This is a genomic window from Streptomyces sp. NPDC088354 (genome assembly GCF_044753585.1).
In the GTDB taxonomy this organism is placed as follows: Bacteria; Actinomycetota; Actinomycetes; order Streptomycetales; family Streptomycetaceae; genus Actinacidiphila.
The window spans coordinates 85,720-107,723 of the sequence record NZ_JBIVNJ010000029.1; the positions used below are offsets into that span (position 1 = coordinate 85,720).

At 71.4% G+C, this 22,004-nt stretch carries 21 protein-coding genes; 3 read left to right on the plus strand and 18 right to left on the minus strand.

Annotation, left to right across the window (positions count from 1 at the left end; translation table 11 throughout):
* Positions 1-18 precede the first annotated feature (18 nt).
* The 14 genes from ACIP98_RS31140 to pgsA all read right to left on the minus strand — a co-directional run bounded on the left by ACIP98_RS31140 (position 19) and on the right by pgsA (position 12,586).
* Positions 19-579 carry an adenine phosphoribosyltransferase gene (locus ACIP98_RS31140; protein ID WP_319664374.1) on the minus strand — a complete coding sequence of 187 codons (561 nt, stop codon included), beginning with the start codon at positions 577-579 and terminating at the stop codon, positions 19-21.
* A gap of 26 nt (positions 580-605) precedes the next feature.
* Positions 606-1,763: a protein translocase subunit SecF gene (gene secF, locus ACIP98_RS31145; RefSeq protein WP_319664375.1), complete on the minus strand. Its 1,158-nt coding sequence runs from the start codon at positions 1,761-1,763 to the stop codon at positions 606-608.
* Positions 1,763-3,532, minus strand: coding sequence for a protein translocase subunit SecD (gene secD / locus ACIP98_RS31150; RefSeq protein ID WP_319664376.1), 1,770 nt, complete (start codon positions 3,530-3,532; stop codon positions 1,763-1,765). The genes secF and secD overlap by 1 nt, the downstream gene beginning before the upstream one ends.
* A gap of 125 nt (positions 3,533-3,657) precedes the next feature.
* Positions 3,658-4,089 carry a preprotein translocase subunit YajC gene (yajC, locus tag ACIP98_RS31155; protein ID WP_319664377.1) on the minus strand — a complete coding sequence of 144 codons (432 nt, stop codon included), beginning with the start codon at positions 4,087-4,089 and terminating at the stop codon, positions 3,658-3,660.
* 167 nt (positions 4,090-4,256) lie between these two features.
* On the minus strand, positions 4,257-5,321 hold the full coding sequence (gene ruvB, locus ACIP98_RS31160) for a Holliday junction branch migration DNA helicase RuvB (RefSeq protein WP_401979070.1): 1,065 nt from the start codon (positions 5,319-5,321) through the stop codon (positions 4,257-4,259).
* A 46-nt stretch (positions 5,322-5,367) separates the two neighbouring features.
* Complete coding sequence (gene ruvA / locus ACIP98_RS31165; RefSeq protein WP_319664381.1) at positions 5,368-5,979, minus strand: Holliday junction branch migration protein RuvA; 612 nt, start codon at positions 5,977-5,979, stop codon at positions 5,368-5,370.
* Positions 5,976-6,512 carry a crossover junction endodeoxyribonuclease RuvC gene (gene ruvC / locus ACIP98_RS31170; RefSeq protein WP_319664382.1) on the minus strand — a complete coding sequence of 179 codons (537 nt, stop codon included), beginning with the start codon at positions 6,510-6,512 and terminating at the stop codon, positions 5,976-5,978. Before ruvC ends, ruvA begins: the two co-directional genes overlap by 4 nt.
* 132 nt (positions 6,513-6,644) lie before the next feature.
* Entirely contained in the window at positions 6,645-7,397 is a 753-nt protein-coding gene (locus ACIP98_RS31175) for a YebC/PmpR family DNA-binding transcriptional regulator (RefSeq protein WP_319664383.1), read from the minus strand.
* A gap of 61 nt (positions 7,398-7,458) precedes the next feature.
* Complete coding sequence (gene pdxT / locus ACIP98_RS31180) at positions 7,459-8,058, minus strand: pyridoxal 5'-phosphate synthase glutaminase subunit PdxT (RefSeq protein ID WP_319664410.1); 600 nt, start codon at positions 8,056-8,058, stop codon at positions 7,459-7,461.
* Between the two features lie 84 nt (positions 8,059-8,142).
* Positions 8,143-9,099, minus strand: a complete 957-nt coding sequence (gene pdxS / locus ACIP98_RS31185; protein ID WP_401979071.1) for a pyridoxal 5'-phosphate synthase lyase subunit PdxS — start codon at positions 9,097-9,099, stop codon at positions 8,143-8,145.
* Positions 9,100-9,157: 58 nt separating this feature from the next.
* Positions 9,158-9,715 carry a hypothetical protein gene (locus tag ACIP98_RS31190; protein WP_319664386.1) on the minus strand — a complete coding sequence of 186 codons (558 nt, stop codon included), beginning with the start codon at positions 9,713-9,715 and terminating at the stop codon, positions 9,158-9,160.
* Between the two features lie 59 nt (positions 9,716-9,774).
* On the minus strand, positions 9,775-10,935 hold the full coding sequence (locus ACIP98_RS31195) for a glycosyltransferase family 4 protein (protein WP_319664388.1): 1,161 nt from the start codon (positions 10,933-10,935) through the stop codon (positions 9,775-9,777).
* Positions 10,932-11,930, minus strand: coding sequence for a phosphatidylinositol mannoside acyltransferase (locus ACIP98_RS31200; protein WP_401979072.1), 999 nt, complete (start codon positions 11,928-11,930; stop codon positions 10,932-10,934). The genes ACIP98_RS31195 and ACIP98_RS31200 overlap by 4 nt, the downstream gene beginning before the upstream one ends.
* Positions 11,927-12,586 carry a phosphatidylinositol phosphate synthase gene (pgsA, locus tag ACIP98_RS31205; RefSeq protein ID WP_401979074.1) on the minus strand — a complete coding sequence of 220 codons (660 nt, stop codon included), beginning with the start codon at positions 12,584-12,586 and terminating at the stop codon, positions 11,927-11,929. Before pgsA ends, ACIP98_RS31200 begins: the two co-directional genes overlap by 4 nt.
* A 244-nt stretch (positions 12,587-12,830) precedes the next feature.
* Here pgsA and ACIP98_RS31210 point away from each other — a divergent pair, with 244 nt between their 5' ends.
* Together ACIP98_RS31210 and ACIP98_RS31215 are read left to right on the plus strand one after the other, a co-directional pair.
* On the plus strand, positions 12,831-15,044 hold the full coding sequence (locus tag ACIP98_RS31210) for an elongation factor G-like protein EF-G2 (RefSeq protein WP_401979076.1): 2,214 nt from the start codon (positions 12,831-12,833) through the stop codon (positions 15,042-15,044).
* Positions 15,045-15,171: 127 nt separating this feature from the next.
* Positions 15,172-16,866, plus strand: coding sequence for a hypothetical protein (locus ACIP98_RS31215; protein ID WP_319664393.1), 1,695 nt, complete (start codon positions 15,172-15,174; stop codon positions 16,864-16,866).
* 30 nt (positions 16,867-16,896) lie between these two features.
* Here the strand turns inward: ACIP98_RS31215 and ACIP98_RS31220 are convergent, their stop codons facing one another.
* A complete protein-coding gene (locus tag ACIP98_RS31220) occupies positions 16,897-17,457 on the minus strand; it encodes an HIT domain-containing protein (protein WP_319664394.1) in 561 nt (186 codons plus the stop codon).
* 66 nt (positions 17,458-17,523) lie between these two features.
* Between ACIP98_RS31220 and ACIP98_RS31225 the strand changes: the two genes are divergently transcribed.
* Positions 17,524-18,201 (plus strand): potassium channel family protein, encoded by a 678-nt coding sequence (locus ACIP98_RS31225; RefSeq protein ID WP_401979077.1) that lies wholly within the window; start codon positions 17,524-17,526, stop codon positions 18,199-18,201.
* Positions 18,202-18,244: 43 nt separating this feature from the next.
* Here the strand turns inward: ACIP98_RS31225 and thrS are convergent, their stop codons facing one another.
* The 3 genes from thrS to ACIP98_RS31240 all read right to left on the minus strand — a co-directional run bounded on the left by thrS (position 18,245) and on the right by ACIP98_RS31240 (position 21,932).
* Positions 18,245-20,227, minus strand: a complete 1,983-nt coding sequence (thrS, locus tag ACIP98_RS31230; protein ID WP_319664397.1) for a threonine--tRNA ligase — start codon at positions 20,225-20,227, stop codon at positions 18,245-18,247.
* Between the two features lie 110 nt (positions 20,228-20,337).
* On the minus strand, positions 20,338-21,525 hold the full coding sequence (locus ACIP98_RS31235; protein WP_319664399.1) for a hypothetical protein: 1,188 nt from the start codon (positions 21,523-21,525) through the stop codon (positions 20,338-20,340).
* Positions 21,525-21,932: a DUF4365 domain-containing protein gene (locus tag ACIP98_RS31240; protein WP_401979083.1), complete on the minus strand. Its 408-nt coding sequence runs from the start codon at positions 21,930-21,932 to the stop codon at positions 21,525-21,527. Before ACIP98_RS31240 ends, ACIP98_RS31235 begins: the two co-directional genes overlap by 1 nt.
* Between the last annotated feature and the right edge of the window lie 72 nt (positions 21,933-22,004).

Consider the following 22,004-nt stretch of genomic DNA (forward strand, 5'->3'; position numbering starts at 1 on the left):
GGACGGCGACGTTGCCGCTCAGACCGCGATCAGGGCCTCCAGCGGGGCCCCGGCCAGGGACGGGGCGAGCCGCGCGCGGCCGCCCAGGAAGCCGAGCTCCAGCAGGACGACGACGCCGGCGACCTCGGCGCCGGTACGGCGGATGAGGTCGAGGGAGGCCTCGGCCGTCCCGCCGGTGGCGAGGACGTCGTCGATGACGAGCACCCGGTCGCCGGCCCCGAACGCGTCCTGGTGGACCTCGATCTCGGCCGTGCCGTACTCCAGCTCGTACCTCTGCCCATGCGTGGCCGCGGGGAGCTTGCCCGCCTTGCGGACCGGGACGAAGCCCAGTCCGGCGCGGGCCGCGGCCGGGGCGGCGAGGATGAACCCGCGCGCCTCCAGTCCGACGACCTTGTCGGCGCCGTGCCGGGCGCAGACCTCGGCGAGGGCGTCGACCAGGGCGCCGAACGCGCCCGGGTCGGCGAGCAGCGGGGTGATGTCCTTGAACGTCACGCCCGGCTTGGGGTAGTCGGGCACGTCCCGGATACGGCTGAGCAGCAGGCTGCGCAGCTCGCTCCGGGCGGCGTCCGTCGTCGTCATCTGTGGTGTTCCTCGGTGCTTCTGCTTCAGCGGCGCTTGCCGGACGGGCGGTTGCGGCCGCGGTTGCGGGACGGCGTCTCGCGCCGGCCGCCGGCCGCTCCCGCGGTGGCGGCATGCGGGTCGTCGTCGTCGTGGTCACCGTGGTCACCGGGGCCGCCGTCCGCCGCTTCCGCGGAGTCCTGCGGGTCGTCCCCGCCCAGCTCGGCACGGCGGGCGTCGGCGGCGCGCTTGGCGAGCACCCGCTTGCGCAGCGCCTTCATCTGCGGGTCGCGCTCCTTGAGGTCCGCGACCAGCGGGGTCGCGATGAAGATCGAGGAGTACGCACCGGCGGTGAGGCCGACGAAGAGCGACAGCGCGATGTCGTTGAGCGTGCCCGCGCCGAGCAGCCCGCCACCGACGAACAGCAGGCCGGCGACCGGCAGCAGCGCCACGACCGTGGTGTTGATCGACCGCACCAGGGTCTGGTTGAGGCTGCGGTTGGCGAGCTCGCTGTACGTGTAGCGGTTCTGCTTGGTGATGTCCTTGGTCGTCTCCTTCAGACCGTCGAAGACGACGACGGTGTCGTAGAGGGAGTAACCGAGGACGGTGAGCAGACCGATCACCGTGCCGGGCGTGACCTCGAAACCGACGATCGCGTACACGCCGATGGTGATGGTGAGGTCGTGCAGCAGCGCGATCAGGGCGGCCACGGCCTTGCGCCACTCGAAGGCGATCGCCATGTAGATCGTCACCAGGACCATGAAGATCACCAGGCCTTCGAAGGCCTTCTTGGAGATCTCCTCGCCCCAGCTCGGACCGATGATCTGCGGGTCGATGTCGCCCGGCTTGATGTTCAGGTCCTGGGCGATGTCGCCCTGGATCTTCTTGGCCTCGTCGAGCGTGATGTCGCTGATCTGGATGCGGACGCTTCCCGTGCCGAGCTTCTGCACGAGGGCCTGATGCCCGTCGGTGTCGCTGTCGATCCGGTCCTGGACCTGTGACACCGACATCGAGGTCTTGGGCGTGGTGAACACCGCGCCGCCGGAGAACTCGATACCGAGCTTCAGGCCGTTGACGACCAGACCCAGGATCGCGGCGACCGTGATCAGGATCGAGACGGTGTACCAGATCTTGCGCTTGCCCACGAAGTCGTAGGCGATCTCGCCCCGGTGCAGGCGGTGCCCGAGGTTTCCGAGCCGGGACATCAGGCCTCCTTGACGTCGGTACGGCCCGCGGGGCGGCGGGTGCGGCGCAGCGGGGGGGTGACGCCCAGGGCGCGCGGGTCGAGTCCGGACCAGGGATGTCCGCCGGCGTAGAACTTCTTGCGCGCGAGGATCGTCATGAGCGGCTTGGTGAACAGGAAGACCACCGCCACGTCGAGCAGCGTCGTCAGGCCGAGGGTGAAGGCGAAGCCCTGCACCTTGCCGACGGAGACGATGAACAGGACGGCGGCGGACAGGAACGACACGAAGTCCGAGACGAGGATCGTGCGCCGGGCGCGCGGCCATCCGCGGGCCACGGCGGGCTGCAGGGAGCGGCCCTCGCGCAGTTCGTCACGGATGCGTTCGAAGAACACGATGAAGGAGTCGGCGGTGATACCGATGGCGACGATGGCACCACAGACCGCCGGCAGGTTCAGCGCGAAGCCGATGGCCGGGCCGAGCAGCGTCATGATCTCGTAGGTCAGGATCGCGGAGACCACGAGGCTGAGGATCGCGACGAAGCTCAGACCCCGGTAGTACGCGATCAGGTAGAGCATGACCAGCGCGAGACCGACCGCGCCGGCGATGATTCCGCCGTGCAGCTGCTCGCCGCCGACCGCCGCGGAGACCTTGGTGACGTCGGACTTGTCGAAGGTCAGCGGCAGGGAGCCGTAGGACAGGACGTTGGACAGATCCTGCGCGCTCTCCTGGGTGAAGCTGCCGTAGATCTCCGCGCTGCCGCTCAGGGTCTGGTTCACCGAGGGGGCGGAGACGACCTCGTTGTCCAGCACGATCGCGAACTGGTTGTTCGGCGGCTGCTGCTGGGAGAGCTGCGAGGTGATCTTCGAGAAGTCCTTGGAGCCCGTGCCGTCGAAGGACAGCGTGACGACCCAGCCGTTGCCGCTCTGCGTGTCGTACTGGGCGGCCGCCTTCTTGACGTTCTTGCCGTCGACGGCGGACGGGCCCAGCGCGTACTTGGCGCGGCCGTCCTGGCTGCACGCGACGATCTTGTCGGTGGGCTTGGCCTTCAGGTTGAGGTTCGCGCGGGCTTCCTTGTCGGAGCAGTCCAGCGCGGCGAGCTTCGCCTGCAGGTCGGCCGGGATCGAGGTGTCCAGCGTGCTGCCCGGGGCGGCCGGGGTGGTGGCCGGCGCGCTCGCCGGAGCCGACGGGGGCGCCGAGGCCGGCGCGGACGGCGTGCTGGACGAGCCCGACTTCAGCGCGTCGGTGACGGCGCGACCCTGCGTCGAGGAGCTCGGGGACGGGGAGGTGCTGCTCGTCGCCCCGGTCGAGGCCGTCGGGGAGGGCGAGGCCGGGGACGACGCCTTCCCGGAGGGGCTGGACGAGGGAGAGGGCGAAACGGGCGGGGTGTTGGCCACCTCGGCGAGCACGGGCCGGAAGTAGAGCTGGGCCGTGGTGCCCACCTGCTTCTCCGCCTGCTCCGCGTTCGTGCCCTTGGGGATGTTGACGATGATGTTGCGATCGCCCTGCGTCTGGACCTCGGCCTCGGACACACCGAGACCGTTGACACGCCGCTCGATGATGCCGACGGCGGTGTCCATGTTGGTCTTGTTGATCGCGTTGGACTGATCGCTCTTGGCCGTCAACGTGATGCTCGTGCCGCCGGCGAGGTCAATGCCCAGTCGCGGCGTCGTGTGGCCGGAGAGGAACATCCCTCCCGTGAGCGCCACGATGGCCAGCAGGATCACTGCCAGCGCCCGCCCGGGGTATCCCTGGCTCCCCGAGGGCTTGCGGCCCCTCTTCGGTGCTGCCACCTTCTCGATTCTCCCTGTCCAACCGCCCTGCGGACCTGCGCGCGCAGCAGGGCGGCACGATGTGTTGTACGGACGTGCCGACGCGTAAACGTACCTGCCCCGGGTGTCGTCCCGGGGCGGCGGCGTTACTTGGAGTCGGTGCCGTCCGTCTTGGGGGCGTCCTGCACCTTGGCCTCGTCCGTGGACTTGGCGAGGTCGACGCGGTCCTCGTCCTCGGCGGAGTCGTCGGCGTGCTCGGCGTCGGTGGCCTCGAACTCCGGCTCGGGCTCCGGCTCGATGCCGTGGACGATGCGGTCGTACTCGGCCTGGTCCAGCACGGCCGCGATGGCGTTCTTCGCGAAGTGCGCGTGCACACCGTCGGCCAGCTCGAGCAGCACCGTGTCGTCGTTGACCTCCTTGACGACCGCGTACATGCCGCCGATGGTGCGGATGCCGGCACCCGGCGCCATCTGGTTGCGCATGTCTGCGGCCTGGCGCTGCTTGTTCTTGGCGGAGCGGGTCATCAGCAGCATGACACCGATGATCAGAACGAAAGGCAGGATCTGGATGAGGTTCATGGTGTCAGGACGGTCCTTCGCATGGCCACGGTGGCCTCGTCTACGGGATCTGCGGGCTTGGGTCGTCGTTCCGGAGGACGACGTCGGCGGAGTCTAAGCGTTCGTTCGCCGCTGGAACAACGCCAAGCATTACACCGTGGTTCCTGCGGCGGCGAGTCTCCCCGCCGTCAAGGGCCGAAGAGCCCGTCTTGCCCGGGTCCGCCGCCCTGTGGGGGCACGAGTCCAAGGTGTGCCCACGCGGCGCGAGTGGCCACCCGACCGCGCGGTGTGCGCGCCAACAGCCCCTCGCGCACCAGGAACGGCTCGGCCACCTCCTCCACCGTCTCGCGCTCCTCCCCCACGGCCACCGCCAGTGTCGACAGCCCCACGGGCCCGCCGCCGAAGAGCTTGAGCAGCGCCTGCAGAACGGCCCGGTCCAGCCGGTCCAGGCCGCGGCCGTCGACCTCGTAGACGTCCAGGGCGCGCGCGGCGATCTCCCGGGTGATCCTGCCGTCGGCCTTGACCTGGGCGAAGTCGCGGACGCGGCGCAGGAGTCGGTTGGCGATGCGCGGGGTGCCGCGGGAGCGGCCGGCGATCTCCGCGGCGCCGTCGGCCTCGATGCCGACGTCCAGGAGCCGGGCGGAGCGGTGGATGACGCGCTCCAGTTCGGCCGGGGCGTAGAACTCCATGTGGCCGGTGAAGCCGAAGCGGTCGCGCAGCGGCGGCGGCAGCAGTCCGGCCCGGGTGGTGGCGCCGACGAGCGTGAACGGGGGCAGCTCCAGGGGGATGGCGGTGGCGCCGGGGCCCTTGCCGACGATGACGTCGACGCGGAAGTCCTCCATCGCCATGTAGAGCATCTCCTCGGCGGGCCGGGACATCCGGTGGATCTCGTCGAGGAAGAGCACCTCCCCCTCGGCGAGGGAGGACAGGATCGCCGCGAGGTCGCCCGCGTGCTGGATCGCGGGGCCCGAGGTGATGCGGATGGGAGCGCCCATCTCGGCCGCGATGATCATGGACAGGGTGGTCTTGCCGAGCCCGGGCGCGCCGGAGAGCAGCACATGGTCCGCGGTGCCGCCCCGTTGGCGGGCGGCCTTGAGGACCAGGTCCAGTTGTTCGCGGACCCTTTCCTGGCCGACGAACTCCTCCAGCGCCTTGGGCCGCAGAGCCGCTTCGACGGCCTGGTCCTCGCCGTCGGCGGAGGCGCCGACCAGACGATCGGCGGTGGTCGGTACGGACTCGTCGTCCCAGTTCACTTCGGTGCGCCTTACGGTCAGCGGACTGCGGTCAGCGGGCGGGGGTTCAGCGGGTCCGGTTCAGGGTCTGCAGGGCGGCCCGCAGGAGGGCGCCGACGTGCGGTTCGGCACTCGCCTCGGCCTGCGGGGCGACGGCCGCGACGGCCTCCTCCGCCTCACGGGGCTGGTAGCCCAGGCCGATGAGCGCGGTGTGCAGCTGCTCGCGCCAGGAGGCGGGCCCGGCGGCCGCGGCGGGACGGGCGGCCGCGCTGCCCACGGGTGCGCCCAGACGGTCCTTGAGCTCCAGCAGAAGGCGCTGGGCGCCCTTCTTGCCGATGCCCGGCACCAGGGTGAGCGCCTTCTCGTCACCCGTGGCGACGGCGGCGCGCAGGGCGTCGGGCGTGTGCACGGCCAGCATCGCCTGGGCCAGCCGGGGGCCGACGCCGCTGGCGGTCTGCAGCAGCTCGAAGACCTGGCGTTCGTCGTCGTCGGCGAAGCCGTAGAGGGTCAGGGAGTCCTCGCGCACCACCAGGGAGGTGGCCAGCCGGGCCTGCTCGCCCAGCCGGAGCGCGGCCAGGGTGCCCGGGGCGCACTGCACGGCCATGCCGATCCCGCCGACCTCGATCACCGCGGTGTCGGGGGCGAGGGCCGCGACGGGCCCGCTGACGAAGGCGATCATGAGGTGCGCTCCTGGATTCGTGCTCGGGCGGCCGCGTGCGCCTGCTGCAGGCGATTGGTCGCGGTGCCGCGCCAGATGTGACAGATGGCCAGCGCCAGCGCGTCGGCGGCGTCCGCGGGCTTGGGCGGGGCGTCCAGCCGCAGCAGCCGGGTGACCATGGCGCCCACCTGGGCCTTGTCGGCCCGGCCGCTGCCGGTGACGGCGGCCTTGACCTCGCTGGGGGTGTGCAGGTGCACCGGCAGGCCGCGGCGCGAGGCGCACAGGATGGCCACCGCGCTCGCCTGCGCCGTGCCCATCACGGTGCGGACGTTGTGCTGGCTGAACACCCGTTCCACGGCGACGGCTTGGGGCCGGTACTCGTCCAGCCAGGCCTCGATGCCGCGTTCGACGAGGACGAGGCGCTCACCGATGTCGGCGTCCGCGGGGGTGCGGACCACCCCGACTCCGGCCATCCGCAGAGGTGTTCCGGGGGCGCCGTCCACCACGCCGACACCGCACCGGGTCAGTCCCGGGTCCACGCCGAGCACACGCACCGCGCCCCTCCCTCCTTCGGTCAGCTGTTCAGCCGTTCCTGGAGGTTATCGGGTGGCACCGACAACGACGGCGGCCCGGTGGGGGTGTGTCCCCACCGGGCCGCCGCGCGAGCCGTACGGCGCCGGGGCCGCTCAGGCGTCGACCTTCTCCATGATCTCGTCGGAGACGTCGAAGTTGGCGAAGACGTTCTGCACGTCGTCGCTGTCCTCGAGCGCGTCGATGAGCTTGAAGATCTTCCGGGCGCCCTCCTCGTCCAGTTCCACCTGCATGGTGGGGACGAAGTTGGCCTCCGCGGAGTCGTAGTCGATGCCCGCCTCCTGGAGCGCGGAGCGGACCGCGACCAGGTCGGTGGCCTCGCTCAGCACCTCGAAGGACTCACCGAGGTCGTTGACCTCCTCGGCGCCCGCCTCCAGGACCGCGCCGAGCACGTCGTCCTCGGAGAGCTCGGCCTTGGGGACGATCACGACGCCCTTGCGGTGGAACAGGTACGACACCGAGCCCGGGTCGGCCATGGAGCCGCCGTTGCGGGTCATCGCGACGCGCACGTCGGAGGCGGCACGGTTGCGGTTGTCGGTGAGGCACTCGATGAGCACCGCGACACCGTTCGGGCCGTAGCCCTCGTACATGATCGTCTCGTAGTCGGCACCGCCCGCCTCGAGACCGGCACCGCGCTTGACCGCGCTGTCGATGTTCTTGTTGGGCACCGAGCTCTTCTTCGCCTTCTGGATGGCGTCGAAGAGGGTCGGGTTGCCGGAGATGTCGGCACCGCCGGCGCGTGCCGCGACTTCGATGTTCTTGATCAGCTTCGCGAAGAGCTTGCCGCGCTTGGCGTCAATCACGGCCTTCTTGTGCTTCGTCGTAGCCCATTTAGAGTGGCCGGACATCAGCCTGTCTCCTTCACGTCACCGATTGCTTCACGAACACTGCGATCCTACCGGGATCGTGTCACCCGGCGGCGCGCACCATGTCGACGAAGTAGCGGTGCACCCGGTGGTCCCCGGTCAGTTCGGGGTGGAACGAGGTGGCCAGCAGGTCGCCCTGGCGCACGGCGACGACCGTGCCGTCGTCGAGTCGGGCCAGCGAGGCGACCCCGCTGCCGGTGGACTCGACCCAGGGGGCGCGGATGAAGACGCCCTCCACCGGGCCGCCGTCGACGCCCTCGACCTCGACCGCGGTCTCGAAGGACTCGTTCTGCCGTCCGAAGGCGTTGCGCCGCACGGTCATGTCGATCCCGCCGAAGGTCTCCTGGTCGTCGCGGCCGTCCAGGATCTTGTCGGCGAGCATGATCATGCCGGCGCAGGTCCCGTAGACCGGCAGGCCCTCGCGGATGCGCTCGCGCAGCGGCTGCATCATGCCGAAGAGCACGGCCAGCTTGGACATGGTGGTCGACTCGCCGCCGGGGATCACCAGACCGTCGATCTCGGCCAGTTCCTCGGGCCGGCGGACCGGGCGGGCGAGGGCGTCGGCCTCGGCGAGGGCGACGAGGTGCTCACGGACGTCGCCCTGGAGGGCGAGGACGCCGACGGTCGGAGTACTGCGTGACAGGGGTGGCACGGTGGAGCCTTCCGGAGGTCTGGGTCGGGCACGGCGGACGGGCAGGCCGTCACCGGCCCGCCCGTCGCGGGGCGCTCACCAGCCGCGGTTGGCGTACCGCTCGGTCTCGGGCAGGGTGTCGCAGTTGATGCCGACCATGGCCTCGCCCAGGTTGCGGGAGGCGTCCGCGATGATCTTCGGGTCGTCGTAGAAGGTGGTGGCCTTCACGATGGCGGCGGCGCGCTTGGCCGGGTCGCCGGACTTGAAGATGCCGGAGCCGACGAAGACGCCCTCGGCACCGAGCTGCCGCATCAGCGCGGCGTCGGCCGGGGTGGCCACACCGCCGGCCGAGAACAGCACGACCGGCAGCTTGCCGAGCTCGGCGACCTCCTTGACGAGCTCGTAGGGGGCGCGCAGCTCCTTGGCGGCGGCGTACAGCTCGTGGTTGTCGTAGCCGCGCAGGCGGGCGATCTCGTTCTTGATCTGGCGCAGGTGGCGGACCGCCTCCACGACGTTGCCGGTGCCGGCCTCGCCCTTGGAGCGGATCATGGCCGCGCCCTCGGCGATGCGGCGCAGGGCCTCGCCCAGGTTGGTGGCGCCGCAGACGAAGGGCGTGGTGAACGCCCACTTGTCGGAGTGGTTGACCTCGTCGGCCGGGGTGAGGACCTCGGACTCGTCGATGTAGTCGACGCCGAGCGACTGCAGCACCTGGGCCTCGACGAAGTGGCCGATGCGGGACTTGGCCATGACCGGGATCGAGACGGCCTCGATGATGCCCTCGATCATGTCCGGGTCGGACATGCGCGCCACGCCGCCGTCCTTGCGGATGTCGGCCGGGACCCGCTCCAGGGCCATGACGGCCACCGCGCCGGCGTCCTCGGCGATCTTCGCCTGGTCCGGGGTGACGACGTCCATGATCACGCCGCCCTTGAGCTGCTCGGCCATGCCGCGCTTCACGCGCGCGGTGCCGGTCTCAGGGGACTGGGGGGTGCTGGGAAGCGTGCTGGACACGGTGGCCTCACTCGGCGACGGGACTTCTGGGGGGAGCGGCATTTGCCCTGTATCCCATGGTGGACCGCGCGAAGTGGACCGGAAAAGGGCCAATCGCGCCTCAGTGGCCTGCCGCGCCGTCCGCGGTGAGGACGGCCGGGGGCTCGTCGTCCATTTCGAACGTCACCGGCCGCGGGGCGTGCCCGGCGAGCCGGAACCAGCGCACCTTGCGGTGGGCGCGCAGCGCCCGGGCGGCGCGCACGGCGTCGTTGTGGAAGCGGCGGGCCATCGGCACGCGGCGCACCGCCTGGGTGAGTTCCCGGGCGGTGTCCTCGCCGCCGGGCGCCTGCCGCACGGCGTCGACCGCGTCGGCCTCGGAGAACACCGCCCGCAGCGCCTGGCTCAGCTCGCTCTCGGCCACCTCGCGCTGGTCGTCCTCCGCCTGCCGGGCCGAGTGCGCGGCCTCGTAGAGCACGATGCTGGCCGCCGGGTCCAGCACGCCCGCCGTGGCGAGCTCCTGGGCCACCGAGGCCCTGCGCAGCAGCTGTGCGTCCAGCGCGGCGCGGGCGGCGTCGATGCGCGCGTGCAGCCGGTCCAGCCGGCCCGCGGTCCAGCTCAGATAGAGGCCGATGGCGACAACCGCCACGGCCACCCAGATGATGGTGGTCACGGGCGGCAAGGCTACCGGTGCGCGGGGCGCGGCCCGCCGGGCGGCGGACCGTCACCCCTCGCGACGGCTCAGTCGCGCGCGAAGCCGAACCGGGCGCGCAGCCCGACGCGCTCGTCGGCGGCCACCGCCGCGGCGCCCGCGGTGACCGTCTCGTAGACCGCCAGGATGTCCGAGGCCACCCTGGACCAGTCGAAGCGCCGCACGTGCCGCGAGCCGAGTTCGCGCAGCTGGGCCCGGCGCTCGGGGTCGCCGAGCAGCCGTACCGCCGCCTCCGCGAGGGCCTGCGGGTCCTCGTTGGGGAAGACCTCGCCGGCCGCTCCCTGGTCGAGCACCTGGCGGAAGGCGTCCAGGTCGCTGGCGAGCACCGGGGCGCCCGCCGACATCGCCTCGACCAGGATGATCCCGAAGCTCTCGCCGCCGGTGTTCGGCGCGACGTACAGGTCGACGCTGCGCAGCAGGCGCGCCTTGTCCTCGTCGCTGACCATGCCGAGGAACTCCACGCGCGAGCGCATGTCCGCGGGCAGGTCCTCCACGGCCTCCTTCTCGTCGCCGCGCCCGGCGACCAGCAGGCGGGTACCGGGGCGCTCCGCGAGGATCCGGGGAAGCGCCTTCATGAGCACGGGCAGCCCCTTGCGGGGCTCGTCGATGCGCCCGATGAAGCCGATCGTCCCGTTCTGCCACTCGGACTTGGGCTGGGCCTCGGCGAAGAAGCGCACATCGACGCCGTTGGGGATGACCACGGCGTCCCCGCCCAGGTGCTCGACCAGAGTGCGCCGCGCGTACTCGCTGACCGCGATGCGGGCGCTGATCTTCTCCAGGGCGGCCTGGAGGATGGGGTAGGCGGCGATCATCGCCCGCGAGCGGGGGTTCGAGGTGTGGAACGTGGCCACGATCGGCCCCTGCGCCGCCCAGCAGGTGAGCAGCCCCAGCGAGGGCGACGAGGGCTCGTGGACGTGGATGACGTCGAAGGCGCCCTCGTGCAGCCAGCGCCGCACCCGGGCGGCCGACAGGAAGCCGAAGTTGAGGCGGGCCACCGAGCCGTTGTACGGGACGGGGACGGCCCGTCCCGAGGAGACGACGTAGGGCGGCAGCGGGGTGTCGTCGTCCGCGGGGGCCAAAACGGAGACCTCGTGGCCGAGCGCGATCAGGTGCTCGGCCAGGTCGCGGATGTGGAACTGGACGCCTCCGGGGACGTCCCAGGAGTACGGGCTGACAATCCCGATCCTCAAGATTTCTCCGTTCCGGGGCGGTCGGAGGCGGTGCCGGACACGGGAGGGGACGCCGCGACGGACCCGCCGGGTTGCCCGGGAACACCGGTGCCGGCCGGCTCCTCCGGACGGGCTTCGAGGTCCTCGAGCCACAGCCGTTGCAGCATGTGCCAGTCCTCGGGGTGCTCGGCGATCCCGGCGGCGAAGACGTCCGCGAGCCGCTGCGTCATGGCGGCGGTCCTCTCGGTGCGCGTGCCGCCCTCGGGGACCTCCACAGGGGGGTGGACGCGGCCCTGGAGGGTCCGCGAGGCGTCGTACCAGAGGGTGACCGGCAGCAGGAGCGCGCCGGTCTGCACGGCGAGCAGCGCGGGCCCGGCAGGCATCCGGGCGCGCGCGCCGAAGAAGTCCACCGGGACGCCTGAGGCGGACAGGTCGCGGTCCGCCACCAGGCAGACCAGGCCGCCGTCGCGCAGCCGCCGCGCCAGGGTGCCGAAGGCGGCGCCGCCGGTGTGCGGCAGCACCTCCATGCCCAGGCCCTCGCGATAGGCGACGAACCGGTCGTACAGAGTCTCCGGCTTGAGGCGCTCGGCGACGGTGGTGAAGGGCACGCCGAGCTTGGTGGTGACCCAGGCGCCGGCGAGGTCCCAGTTGGCCATGTGCGGCAGGGCGAGGACGACACCGCGGCCCGCGGCCAGGCCGTCCTCCAGGTGGTGCAGGCCCTCGGCAGCGAAGCCCTCGCGGACGCGTTCCTCGCTCCACGCGGGCAGCCGGAAGGACTCCATCCAGTAGCGCAGGTAGGAGCGCATGCCGGCCCTGGACAGCTCGCGCAGGCGGGCCTCGTCGGCGTCCGGCACGACCCGCGCCAGGTTGTTCTCCAGCCGGGTCACGCCCTTGCCGCGCCGGCTCCACGCGAAGTCGGCCACCGCGCGCCCCAGGCCGTTCGCCACCGGCTCGGGGAGGCGCTTGACCGCGCCCCAGCCCAGTCCGTACAGCGCGTCGGTCAGCCGGTCCTTCACGCCGCCCCGCTTCCTTCGCGCGCCGCGGCGTCGGCCTCGAAGGCCTCCCGGCGCACGGTGATCACCCGCTGCACCAGCGTGACCAGGCTGCCGACGGCAACGATCCACAGCGCGATCGGCAGCAGCCACTGGATGCCCGGCACGCCGAACTTGTGCAGACCGGCGAAACCGCAGGCCACCAGCGAGATCACCAGGCGCTCGGCGCGCTCGACGAGCCCGTTGACGGCGACCGGGAGGCCGATGCTCTCGCCACGTGCCTTGGTGTACGACACCACCTGGCCGCTGGCGAGGCAGAAGATCGTCACCGCGCACAGCACGAGGTCGTCGCCGCCCCCGGCGTACCACAGGGCGAGGCCGCCGAAGATGGCCGCGTCGGCGACCCGGTCGAGCGTGGAGTCGAGGAACGCCCCCCACCGGCTGGAGACGCCGGCCTGGCGGGCCATGTTGCCGTCGACCAGGTCGGAGAAGACGAAGAGCGTGATCACGACCGTGCCCCAGAAGAACTCGCCCCTGGGGTAGAAGACCAGCGCTCCCGCGACCACGCCTCCGGTGCCGATCAGCGTGACCGTGTCCGGGCTGACGCCCAGGCGCAGCAGAAACGCGGCGAACGGTGTGAGAACACGCGTGAAGAATGCACGCGCGTACTTGTTCAGCATGGCCTTCCCGGAGGTCGGTGGTGCCCGGCGCGGCTCCGGCGGCCGCCCGGCTGGCCCATCGTAGCCAGGTGGGGTGTTCCGGATGCGCCGGGCTCCCGCCCCACGGGCACACGTACGACGTATGGACGCACCGTGACGCGCGTGGGAAGGTCGAATTACCGCGGGCGCCGCAGAGGCCGCCCTGGTCGGGTGGTCTCCCGTGGCGCGCAGTCCCCATGCCGTGACGGACCGGGAGGCGAGGCACATGGGTGACAGGAGAGACGCAGGCCCAGGAGCCGCCGGAAGGGCATCGGCGGCCGACCGGCCCGCCGACGTACGCAACGTGGTGCTGGTCGGCCACAGTGGCTCCGGGAAGACGACACTGGTCGAGGCACTCGCCCTGGCCACCGGGTCGGTGAACCGCGCCGGGCACGTCGCCGACGGCGGCACGGTCTCCGACCACGACGAGATCGAGCACCGCCAGCAGCGCTCGGTGCAGTTGTCGCTCGTCCCGGTCGAATGGGACGGAGTCAAGATCAATCTGCTCGACACCCCCGGCTATGCCGACTTCGTGGGTGAGCTCAGGGCCGGTCTGCGCGCTGCGGACGCGGCCCTGTTCGTCGTCTCGGCCGCCGACGGCGTGGACGGCGCGACCCGCATGGTCTGGGACGAGTGCGCGGCGGTCGGCATGCCGCGCGCGGTGGTCATCACCCATTTGGAGGCGGCACGCGCCTCCTTCGAGGAGATGACCGAGACCTGCCGCCAGGTCTTCGGCGGCGACTCCCCCGAGTCCGTGCTGCCGCTGTACCTGCCGCTGCACGGCCAGGAGAGCGCCGGCGGCGACGGGCACCGGCCGGTGACGGGTCTGATCGGGCTGCTGTCGCAGCGGATCTACGACTACTGCTCGGGCGACCGGGAGGAGGGCACGCCCGCGCCCGACGACGTGCCGGTGATCGACGAGGCCCGGGCCCGGCTCATCGAGGGGATCATCGCCGAGAGCGAGGACGAGACCCTCATGGACCGCTACCTCGGCGGCGAGGAGCTGGACCGGAAGACCCTGGTCCAGGACCTCGAACGGGCCGTCGCCCGCGGCTCGTTCCACCCCGTGCTCGCCGCCGCCCCCGCGGCGGAGGGCTGCACGCAGGGCATCGGCACCGTGGAGCTGCTCGAACTGATCACGGGTGGCTTCCCGACCCCGCTGGAACGCGAGGTCCCGCGGGTCAGCACCCCGCAGGGCACGCCGCACGACCAGCTGACCTGCGACCCGGACGGGCCGCTGGCGGCCGAGGTGGTCAAGACCTACTCCGACCCGTACGTGGGCCGGATCAGCCTGGTGCGGGTCTTCTCCGGCACGCTGCGCCCCGACGAGACCGTCCATGTCTCCGGGCACGGGCTGGAGGACCGGGGTCACGAGGACCACGACGTGGACGAGCGGATCGGCGCGCTGTCCTCGCCCTTCGGCAAGCAGCAGCGGCCGGTGCCGCACTGCGTCGCGGGGGACCTGGCGTGCGTGGCGAAGCTGACCCGGGCGGAGACCGGCGACACGCTCTCCTCCAAGGACGACCCGCTGCTGATGGAGCCGTGGCTGATGCCCGACCCGCTGCTGCCGGTCGCCATCCGGGCGCACAGCAAGGCCGACGAGGACAAGCTGTCGATGGGCCTGTCCCGGCTGGTCGCCGAGGACCCGACGATGCGGCTGGAGCAGAACCCGGACACCAACCAGGTGGTCCTGTGGTGCCTGGGCGAGGCCCACGTCGACGTCGCGCTGGAGCGGTTGCGCACCCGATACGGGGTCCAGGTGGACTCGATCCCGCACAAGGTGGCGCTGCGCGAGACGTTCGGCGAGAAGGCGACGGCGCGCGGCCGGCACGTCAAGCAGTCCGGCGGGCACGGCCAGTTCGCGATCTGCGACATCGAGGTCGAGCCGCTGCCGGTCGGTTCCGGCATCGAGTTCGTCGACAAGGTCGTCGGCGGCGCCGTGCCGCGGCAGTTCATCCCGTCGGTGGAGAAGGGCGTACGGGCGCAGGCCGCCCGGGGCGTGGCGCTGGGCTTCCCGGTGGAGGACATCCGGATCACGCTCGTCGACGGCAAGGCGCACTCGGTGGACTCCTCGGACGCGGCCTTCCAGACCGCGGGCGCGCTCGCCCTGCGCGAGGCGGCGTCGCACTGCCGCATCCATCTGCTGGAGCCGGTGAGCGAGGTCCAGGTGATGGTGCCCGACGAGTACGTCGGGCCGGTCATGAGCGACCTGTCCGGCCGCCGGGGCCGGGTGCTGGGCACCGAACCCGTCGGGCAGGGCCGCACCCTCGTACGGGCCGAAGTGCCGGAGATAGAGATCGGTCGCTACGCGGTCGATCTGCGTTCGCTCTCGCACGGAATGGGTCGCTACCGGCGCATCCACGCCAGGCACGAGCCGATGCCTCCGCAACTGGCGGCCAAGCTGAGAGAGCAGCACGCCCAGGAGGTGGGCGCCAAGTAGCCCACGGGCGGCACAAGTCGGCGGGCCCGGCGGAACGATCAAGTTCCGTCGGGCCCATGACGCATGTCACACACCCGTATACGCTGTGTGGGCAGCACGGGAGGAATGCCGAGGCTGTGGCCGGGGAATGTGCCGGACGGGCTTTCGCCTGCGCGGACGGCACGAGGAGGGGGCGCTAGTGAGCAACAGTTACGACTTCCTGAGCCCGGGCGCGCAGATCCCGCTGAGCGGCGCCGACGGCCAGACGGCCGCCACCCAGGCGCTGGCCTCGGCCGCCTACCGGGACGGCAAGCTCGACGCGCTGTCCGAGGCGGACGCGGGCATGACCGTCGTCACCCCTCCCAAACTCTCGTTGCTGCAGGCCAACTTGGGCGAGGCCTTCGCCCGCGCCGTGCAGAACCGGATGCTCGGCGCGGCGCGCAACGAACTGGTGCAGTCCTTCGGTGCCGAGCCGCAGACCGTCGTCGAGCACTGCCTGGCCGCCAATCGCATCCGGCAGGAGCGGGACAACCGGCTGACCGGCATCATGGTCGTCTTCGGCCTGGTCTTCCTGCCCGGCGTGCTGCTCTGGCTGGGCGCGTTCCAACTGCGCAGCACGATCAAGAAGGCCGAGGGGTCGCGCACCGGGCTGCTGGGCTCCGTCGTGCTGCTGGTGGTCGGCTTCTTCGCCGTCCTCTTCGTCCTCAACCCGCCACTGACCGGCTTCTGGTCGCAGTACCTGCGCGTCATGATGGTCGCGCCGGTGCTCGGCTGGTTCTGGGCGAAGCGGATCTGCGAACGGACCGCCAAGGACCTGCGGGACCGCTGGGCGGGGCTGGTCTCCGGCAGCGGCGTGGGCGCCAAGATCCCCGAGGCGGTGCCCCGCAACCCCAACGAGACCCGGGCCGAGAAGCTGCGCCAGAGCCTGGCCAAGCTCTCCGCCGAGCAGCAGAGCAACGTGGTCTTCTACGCCGGGCCCAAGGGCATACTCGGCATGGGAACCCGCTGGGGCGACTGGCAGATGGCCGAGGAGCTGACCCCGCGGGAAGGCCTCGGCGAGATCCACCCGTTCCGCAGCTGGGACGTCATCAAGGCGGTGCACGGCCGGCTGCGCGAGCTGGAGCGCGGCCCGCTGCACACGGGCGGCTTCCCCAAGCCGGTCATACGCCATTGGATCGTCGCGCCGATCGGTGAGGGCGCCAAGAAGGTCACCCGGCCCACCGGGGCCGACGTCGAGGGCTACACCGTCAGGGACTTCGAGATACAGCGGATCTGCAACGAGCAGCAGTTCGGCAAGGGCAACCGCCACTACCTCGGGGTCCAGTTCGTCCTGTGGGACGGGCAGTTGGTGATAACCCTGCTGGTCACCGTGACCGTGCTGGCGAGCACCCTGCGCGTGGAGGTCACCGGTCACGCCCTGGGTCCCGTGCACTCGCTCTTCACCTCGGCGCCCGACCCCAAGGAGAAGAAGGTCAGCCACCCGGTGAAGTTCTGGGAGACCAGGACGGTCGCCATGCCGCTGGTCGAGAGCGACGAGGTGGTGCGGCTCGCCGCCCGCGCGCCGCTGTCCCGCTTCCCCCAGGTGCTGGAGTACCTGGGCGGCAAGATCGTCCTTCCCGAGCCCTTCGGGCTGCGGCACACCTGGGCCTCGGCGCCCTGGACGCACCGCTTCATGGCCGACGACGCCCTGCGCGCGGCCACCCCGGTGCTGCGCGCGGTCCACTCCGCCGCCATCGAGGTCATGCGGGAGAACGGCGTGGACACCGAGAAGTTCGCCAGCCGCTCGCTCTTCCTGAGCACCGCGGTGCAGAGCGCCACCCCGTCCGAGGCCGACGTCTACTGACACCGCCCCCGGCGGTCGCAGGCCGCCGGGTCAGCCGGTGGGCCAGGCGTCCGCGAGCATCTTGCGGGTGTCCGCGAGGAGCTGCGGCAGCACCTTGGTGTGCCCGACCACCGGCATGAAGTTGGTGTCGCCGCCCCAGCGCGGCACCACGTGCTGGTGCAGGTGCGCGGCGATCCCGGCACCGGCGACGGCACCCTGGTTCATGCCGATGTTGAAGCCGTGAGCGCCCGAGGCCGACCGGAGGGCGGCCATGGCCCGCTTGGTGAAGTCCGCCAGCTCGGCGGTCTCCGCCAGGTCGAGGTCGGTGTAGTCGGCGACATGGCGGTACGGGACCACCATCAGGTGACCGCCGTTGTACGGGTAGAGGTTGAGGACCGCGTACACGGCGGTGCCACGGGCGATGACCAGCCCGTCCTCGTCGCTCATCTCCGGAATCGCGCAGAAGGGACAGCCGTCCCCGGCCCCGGGGCCGGTCGGCTTGTTCTCACCCTGGATGTACGCCATGCGGTGCGGCGTCCACAGGCGCTGGAACGCGTCCTGCGTCCCCACTCCGTTCTGCAGTTCCGGCTCACTCGTCATGCCTTGCAGCATATGGCGTCGGCCCCGGTCAGCGTGTCGCCGGGGGCGCTCCCCCGCGCAGCGCAGGATGCTGGCCCCATGCCCTTGCAAGACGAGCGGCGGCTGCGCGAGTGGGAGCGCCGCGGGAGCGTGCCGCTGTCCCTGGCGTCCCTGGTGTTCCTCGTCACCTACGCCGTGCGTGTGCTGGCTCACGGCCTGCCGCGCGACGTGCGTGACCTCCTGCTGCTGATCACCGTCGTGACCTGGGCCTTCTTCATCGCCGACTATCTGCTGCGGGTGGCGGTGGCACCCCACCGCTGGTCCTATGTGCGCCGCCGCTGGCTGGACCTGGTGGTGGTGATCATGCCCCTGCTGCGTCCGCTGCGCATCCTGCAGAACTACTCCACCGTGCAGAGCCGCCAGGAACGGCCCCGGCTCTCCCTGGAGGCCCGGGTGATGTCCTACGCCGGGCTCACCACGCTGCTGCTGGGCTTCGCGGCGAGCGTGCAGGTGTACGCGACCGAGCGGCAGGCACCCGGCGCCACCATCCGCACCTACGGCGACGCGGTGTGGTGGGCCTGCTCCGCCGTGACCACGACCGGCTACGGCGACGTGGTGCCCGTCACGGCCAAGGGGCGGCTGATCGGGGCGGGCGTGATGATCCTGGGCGTCGTCCTGATCGGCGCGGTCGTCGGCTCCTTCTCGTCCTGGCTGACCAAGAGCTTCCGCCGTCCCGAGGAGCGCGGGGACGGACAAGGGCCCCCGGGGGACGGGTAGTCCTCCCGGGGGCCCTTGCACGCCGTACGGGCGGGGCCGGCCGTCAGACCTGGACGCGGTCCTCGACGGCCTTGGCGATCTCGGCGAGGGCCTCGTCGCGCGGGATGCCGTTCTTCTGCGAGCCGTCGCGGTAGCGGAAGGAGACCGTGCCCGCGGCCATGTCCTCGTCACCGACGATGACCATGAAGGGCACCTTGCTCTTCTGGGCGTTGCGGATCTTCTTCTGCATGCGGTCCGCGGAGCCGTCCACCTCGACCCGCAGGCCCTTCTTGCGCGCCTCGGCGGCGAAGTCCTCCAGGTACGACACGTGCGCGTCGCCGATCGGGATGCCGACCGCCTGCACAGGGGCCAGCCACGCCGGGAAGGCGCCCGCGTAGTGCTCCAGCAGCACCGCGAAGAAGCGCTCGATGGAACCGAAGAGCGCGCGGTGGATCATGACCGGGCGCTGTTTGGAGCCGTCGGCCGCCGTGTACTCCAGGTCGAAGCGCTCGGGCAGGTTGAAGTCGAGCTGGACGGTCGACATCTGCCAGGTGCGGCCGATGGCGTCCTTGGCCTGGACGGAGATCTTCGGGCCGTAGAAGGCGGCGCCGCCGGGGTCCGGGACGAGCGGCAGGCCCTGCTTCTCGGCCACCTGGCGCAGGACCTCGGTGGCCTCGTCCCAGGTCTCGTCCGAACCGACGTACTTCACCGGGTCCTTGGTGGACAGCTCGAGGTAGAAGTCGGTGAGGCCGTAGTCGCGCAGCAGGTTGAGGACGAAGGTGAGCGTCTTGTCGAGCTCCTCGGCCATCTGCTCGCGGGTGCAGTAGATGTGCGCGTCGTCCTGCGTGAAGCCGCGGGCGCGGGTGAGGCCGTGCACGACGCCCGACTTCTCGTACCGGTACACGGTGCCGAACTCGAAGAGCCGCAGCGGCAGTTCACGGTACGACCGGCCACGGGCGTCGAAGATCAGGTTGTGCATCGGGCAGTTCATGGGCTTGAGGTAGTAGTCGACGCCCTCGTCCAGCTGCATGGGCGGGTACATGCCGTCGGCGTACCAGTCCAGGTGGCCCGAGGTCTCGAAGAGCTTCCCCTTGGTGGCGTGCGGGGTGTAGACGAACTCGTACCCCTCCTCCTCGTGCCGGCGGCGCGAGTAGTCCTCCATGACCCGGCGGATGATGCCGCCCTTGGGGTGGAAGACCGCGAGGCCCGAACCGATCTGCTCCGGGATGGAGAACAGGTCCAGCTCGGAGCCGAGCTTGCGGTGGTCGCGCTTCTCGGCCTCGACGAGGAAGTCCAGGTACTCCTTCAGCTCGTCCCTGGACGGCCAGGCGGTGCCGTAGATGCGCTGCAGCTGCTTGTTCTTCTCGCTGCCGCGCCAGTAGGCGGCGGCTGAGCGCATCAGCTTGAACGCCGGGATGATCCGGGTGGTGGGCAGGTGGGGACCGCGGCAGAGGTCCTTCCAGCACAGCTCGCCGGTCTTGGCGTCCAGGTTGTCGTAGATGGTCAGTTCGCCGGCGCCGACCTCGGCGGAGGCGCCCTCGGCCGCGTCGGCGGCGGAGCCCTTGAGGCCGATCAGCTCCAGCTTGTACGGCTCGCCGGCCAGCTCCTCGCGGGCGGTGTCGTCAGTGACGGCACGGCGGGAGAAGCGCTGACCCCGCTTGACGATCTCCTGCATCTTCTTCTCGATGCGCTTGAGGTCGTCGGGGTGGAAGGGCGTCTCGACGTCGAAGTCGTAGTAGAAGCCGTCCTTGATGGGCGGGCCGATGCCGAGCTTCGCCTCCGGGAAGAGCTCCTGCACGGCCTGCGCCATCACGTGCGCGGTGGAGTGGCGCAGGATGTCGAGGCCGTCCTGGCTGCCGATCTCCACGGCCTCGACCTCGTCGCCGTCGGCGATCTCGTACGCGAGGTCCTTCAGCTGACCGGCGACGCGCGCGGCGACGACGGTGCGGTCGCCCTCGAAGAGCTCGGCGGCCGTCGTGCCCGTGGTCACCACGCGCTCTTCCCGCTCATCGGAATCGCGTTTGATGGTCACACGGACGTCTGACACCGGTCTCTCCTGACGTATGTCCCAATGGGGCCCGGCAGCGGAAGCTGCACCGCTGAATCCTACCGAGCCCCGCGGGTCCGCCGCGAAGTGATCGCTGCCGGGAGGGCGCGTCACCCGCCGAAGGAGTCCTCGAAGGTGTCGACCCCGCCGTGCAGCGCCTTCAGCAGCCGGTCGCGGTCGGCCTCGTCGACGTGGACCGGCGTCGGCGCGGTCGGGTGCGTCAGGTACCGGAAGCCGGTGCGGGTCTCCAGCCGGCCCGACAGCCGGATCGGCAGTCCCACCAGATGCGCCTGGGCGGCGATCCGGTAGGCGTCCTCGGCCAGGCGCACCCGGATGTGCCGGACGTCCGCCCCCGCCAGCACCCGCAGCCGCACCGTGCCGCTGCCGGAGGGCCGCGGGCGGCGCAGCCGGGTGACCGTCCCGGTGACGCGCACGTCCACCGACGGCTCCTCCCGCACGTAGCGCTCGCTGGCGGCCTCCAGGGCCGGCAGATCGCCGGGGGAGAACTCGACCGGCTCGGGCACGGCCGCGAAGCCGGCCGGTGGCCCCGCCCCCGGGGCCCAGGACAGGGTGACGACCACGCCCTCGGTCCCGCGTATCAGACGGATCAGGGAGTCGGCCAGCTCATGGCAGACCCCCAGGCCCACGGCGGCGTCGAAGGCCTCCATGCCGCCGGTGGTGCGCTGGTAGTCCACCGCGTCCCGGGCGGCCTGCAGCGCGCGCAGCAGCGTCGCGGTGACGGACCGCCCCTCCGGGACCGGCGAGTAGGCGGTGAGTTGGTGTCCCGCCGGAGCGGGGCCGACGAGCACCTGCTCCAGGTAGGCGGAGGCGTGGCCGGTGTGCCGCTGGCCGAAATAGCCCCAGCGGTCCCGTTCGGCGCGGGCCGCGGCCATGAGCATGATCCGGGCGGCCGAACGCAGCTGCTCGGCCGCGGTCCACGTCACGGCCGCCCCGTCGATCAGCGGCACCGAACGCTGCCAGCGGATCTCGTCACCCGGCACGGCGAGCGCGGTCAGCACCTCACGCGCCGAGGGCACGCCGCAGCGGGCGAGGGCGTCCAGCGCCTCGCCGAGCAGTTCCTCGTGATCCGCGTAACGGACTTCGCCCCGCCGGTCGGGCACCAGGAGGCTCATACGGGCGGAGGCCCCGGTGTCGCCGGGCGGCGTCCAGCGCGTGTAGCGGCCGGGTGTGCCGCCGCGCAACTGCCAGCCGTGGCGGGCCAGCAGGGCGGTGAGCACTCCGGGGTCGACCCGCTCGGGGTCGGGCGGCACGATTGCGTCGTCGGCCGGCCGGCTCATCAGGGCCTCCCTCCCGCCCCGACCCGGGTCATGATCTCGCACAGGGCGCGGTCGTCGAAGATCCGCGCGGTGGGTATCCGCACGGTGGTCTTGCGCTTGCCGGTCACGGCGTGGCCGGCGAGGTTCGTCCAGTAGCAGCAGTGTCGCAGTTCCAGCCGGTCGTGGCCGGCCCGCAGCCAGTCCTCCTGCGTGCGCGGCACGAGCATCACCACCAGGATCTTGTGCACCGACACCGGCGACCGGGCCAGCTTCACCAGGTGCTCGTTCTCGAGCGTGAAGGCGAAGGTCGGCCCGGGCGGACGTGGCGCCACCTGGTAGGTGCACTTGAGCTGCACCTTGATCGTGACCTCGTCGTCGATGTCGTGGCCACGTGAACTGTGACTTAGACCGACCGGCAAATGGATCATGTGAGGCGTCGGGTGGTGGGTCGGGCGTCCCAGCGGTAGCGGCTCGTTGCTCGACGGATCAGTATGCGGAGC

Bases quoted from the DNA above. Each gene is read 5' to 3' on its own strand.
- ACIP98_RS31140 (WP_319664374.1), bottom strand. From the start codon at position 579: ATGACGACGACGGACGCCGCCCGGAGCGAGCTGCGCAGCCTGCTGCTC.
- secF (WP_319664375.1), bottom strand. From the start codon at position 1,763: ATGTCCCGGCTCGGAAACCTCGGGCACCGCCTGCACCGGGGCGAGATC.
- yajC (WP_319664377.1), bottom strand. From the start codon at position 4,089: ATGAACCTCATCCAGATCCTGCCTTTCGTTCTGATCATCGGTGTCATG.
- ruvA (WP_319664381.1), bottom strand. From the start codon at position 5,979: ATGATCGCCTTCGTCAGCGGGCCCGTCGCGGCCCTCGCCCCCGACACC.
- ACIP98_RS31175 (WP_319664383.1), bottom strand. From the start codon at position 7,397: ATGTCCGGCCACTCTAAATGGGCTACGACGAAGCACAAGAAGGCCGTG.
- pdxS (WP_401979071.1), bottom strand. From the start codon at position 9,099: ATGCCGCTCCCCCCAGAAGTCCCGTCGCCGAGTGAGGCCACCGTGTCC.
- pgsA (WP_401979074.1), bottom strand. From the start codon at position 12,586: ATGCTGAACAAGTACGCGCGTGCATTCTTCACGCGTGTTCTCACACCG.
- ACIP98_RS31210 (WP_401979076.1), top strand. From the start codon at position 12,831: ATGGGTGACAGGAGAGACGCAGGCCCAGGAGCCGCCGGAAGGGCATCG.
- ACIP98_RS31215 (WP_319664393.1), top strand. From the start codon at position 15,172: ATGTGCCGGACGGGCTTTCGCCTGCGCGGACGGCACGAGGAGGGGGCG.
- ACIP98_RS31220 (WP_319664394.1), bottom strand. From the start codon at position 17,457: ATGCTGCAAGGCATGACGAGTGAGCCGGAACTGCAGAACGGAGTGGGG.
- ACIP98_RS31225 (WP_401979077.1), top strand. From the start codon at position 17,524: ATGCCCTTGCAAGACGAGCGGCGGCTGCGCGAGTGGGAGCGCCGCGGG.
- ACIP98_RS31235 (WP_319664399.1), bottom strand. From the start codon at position 21,525: ATGAGCCGGCCGGCCGACGACGCAATCGTGCCGCCCGACCCCGAGCGG.
- ACIP98_RS31240 (WP_401979083.1), bottom strand. From the start codon at position 21,932: ATGATCCATTTGCCGGTCGGTCTAAGTCACAGTTCACGTGGCCACGAC.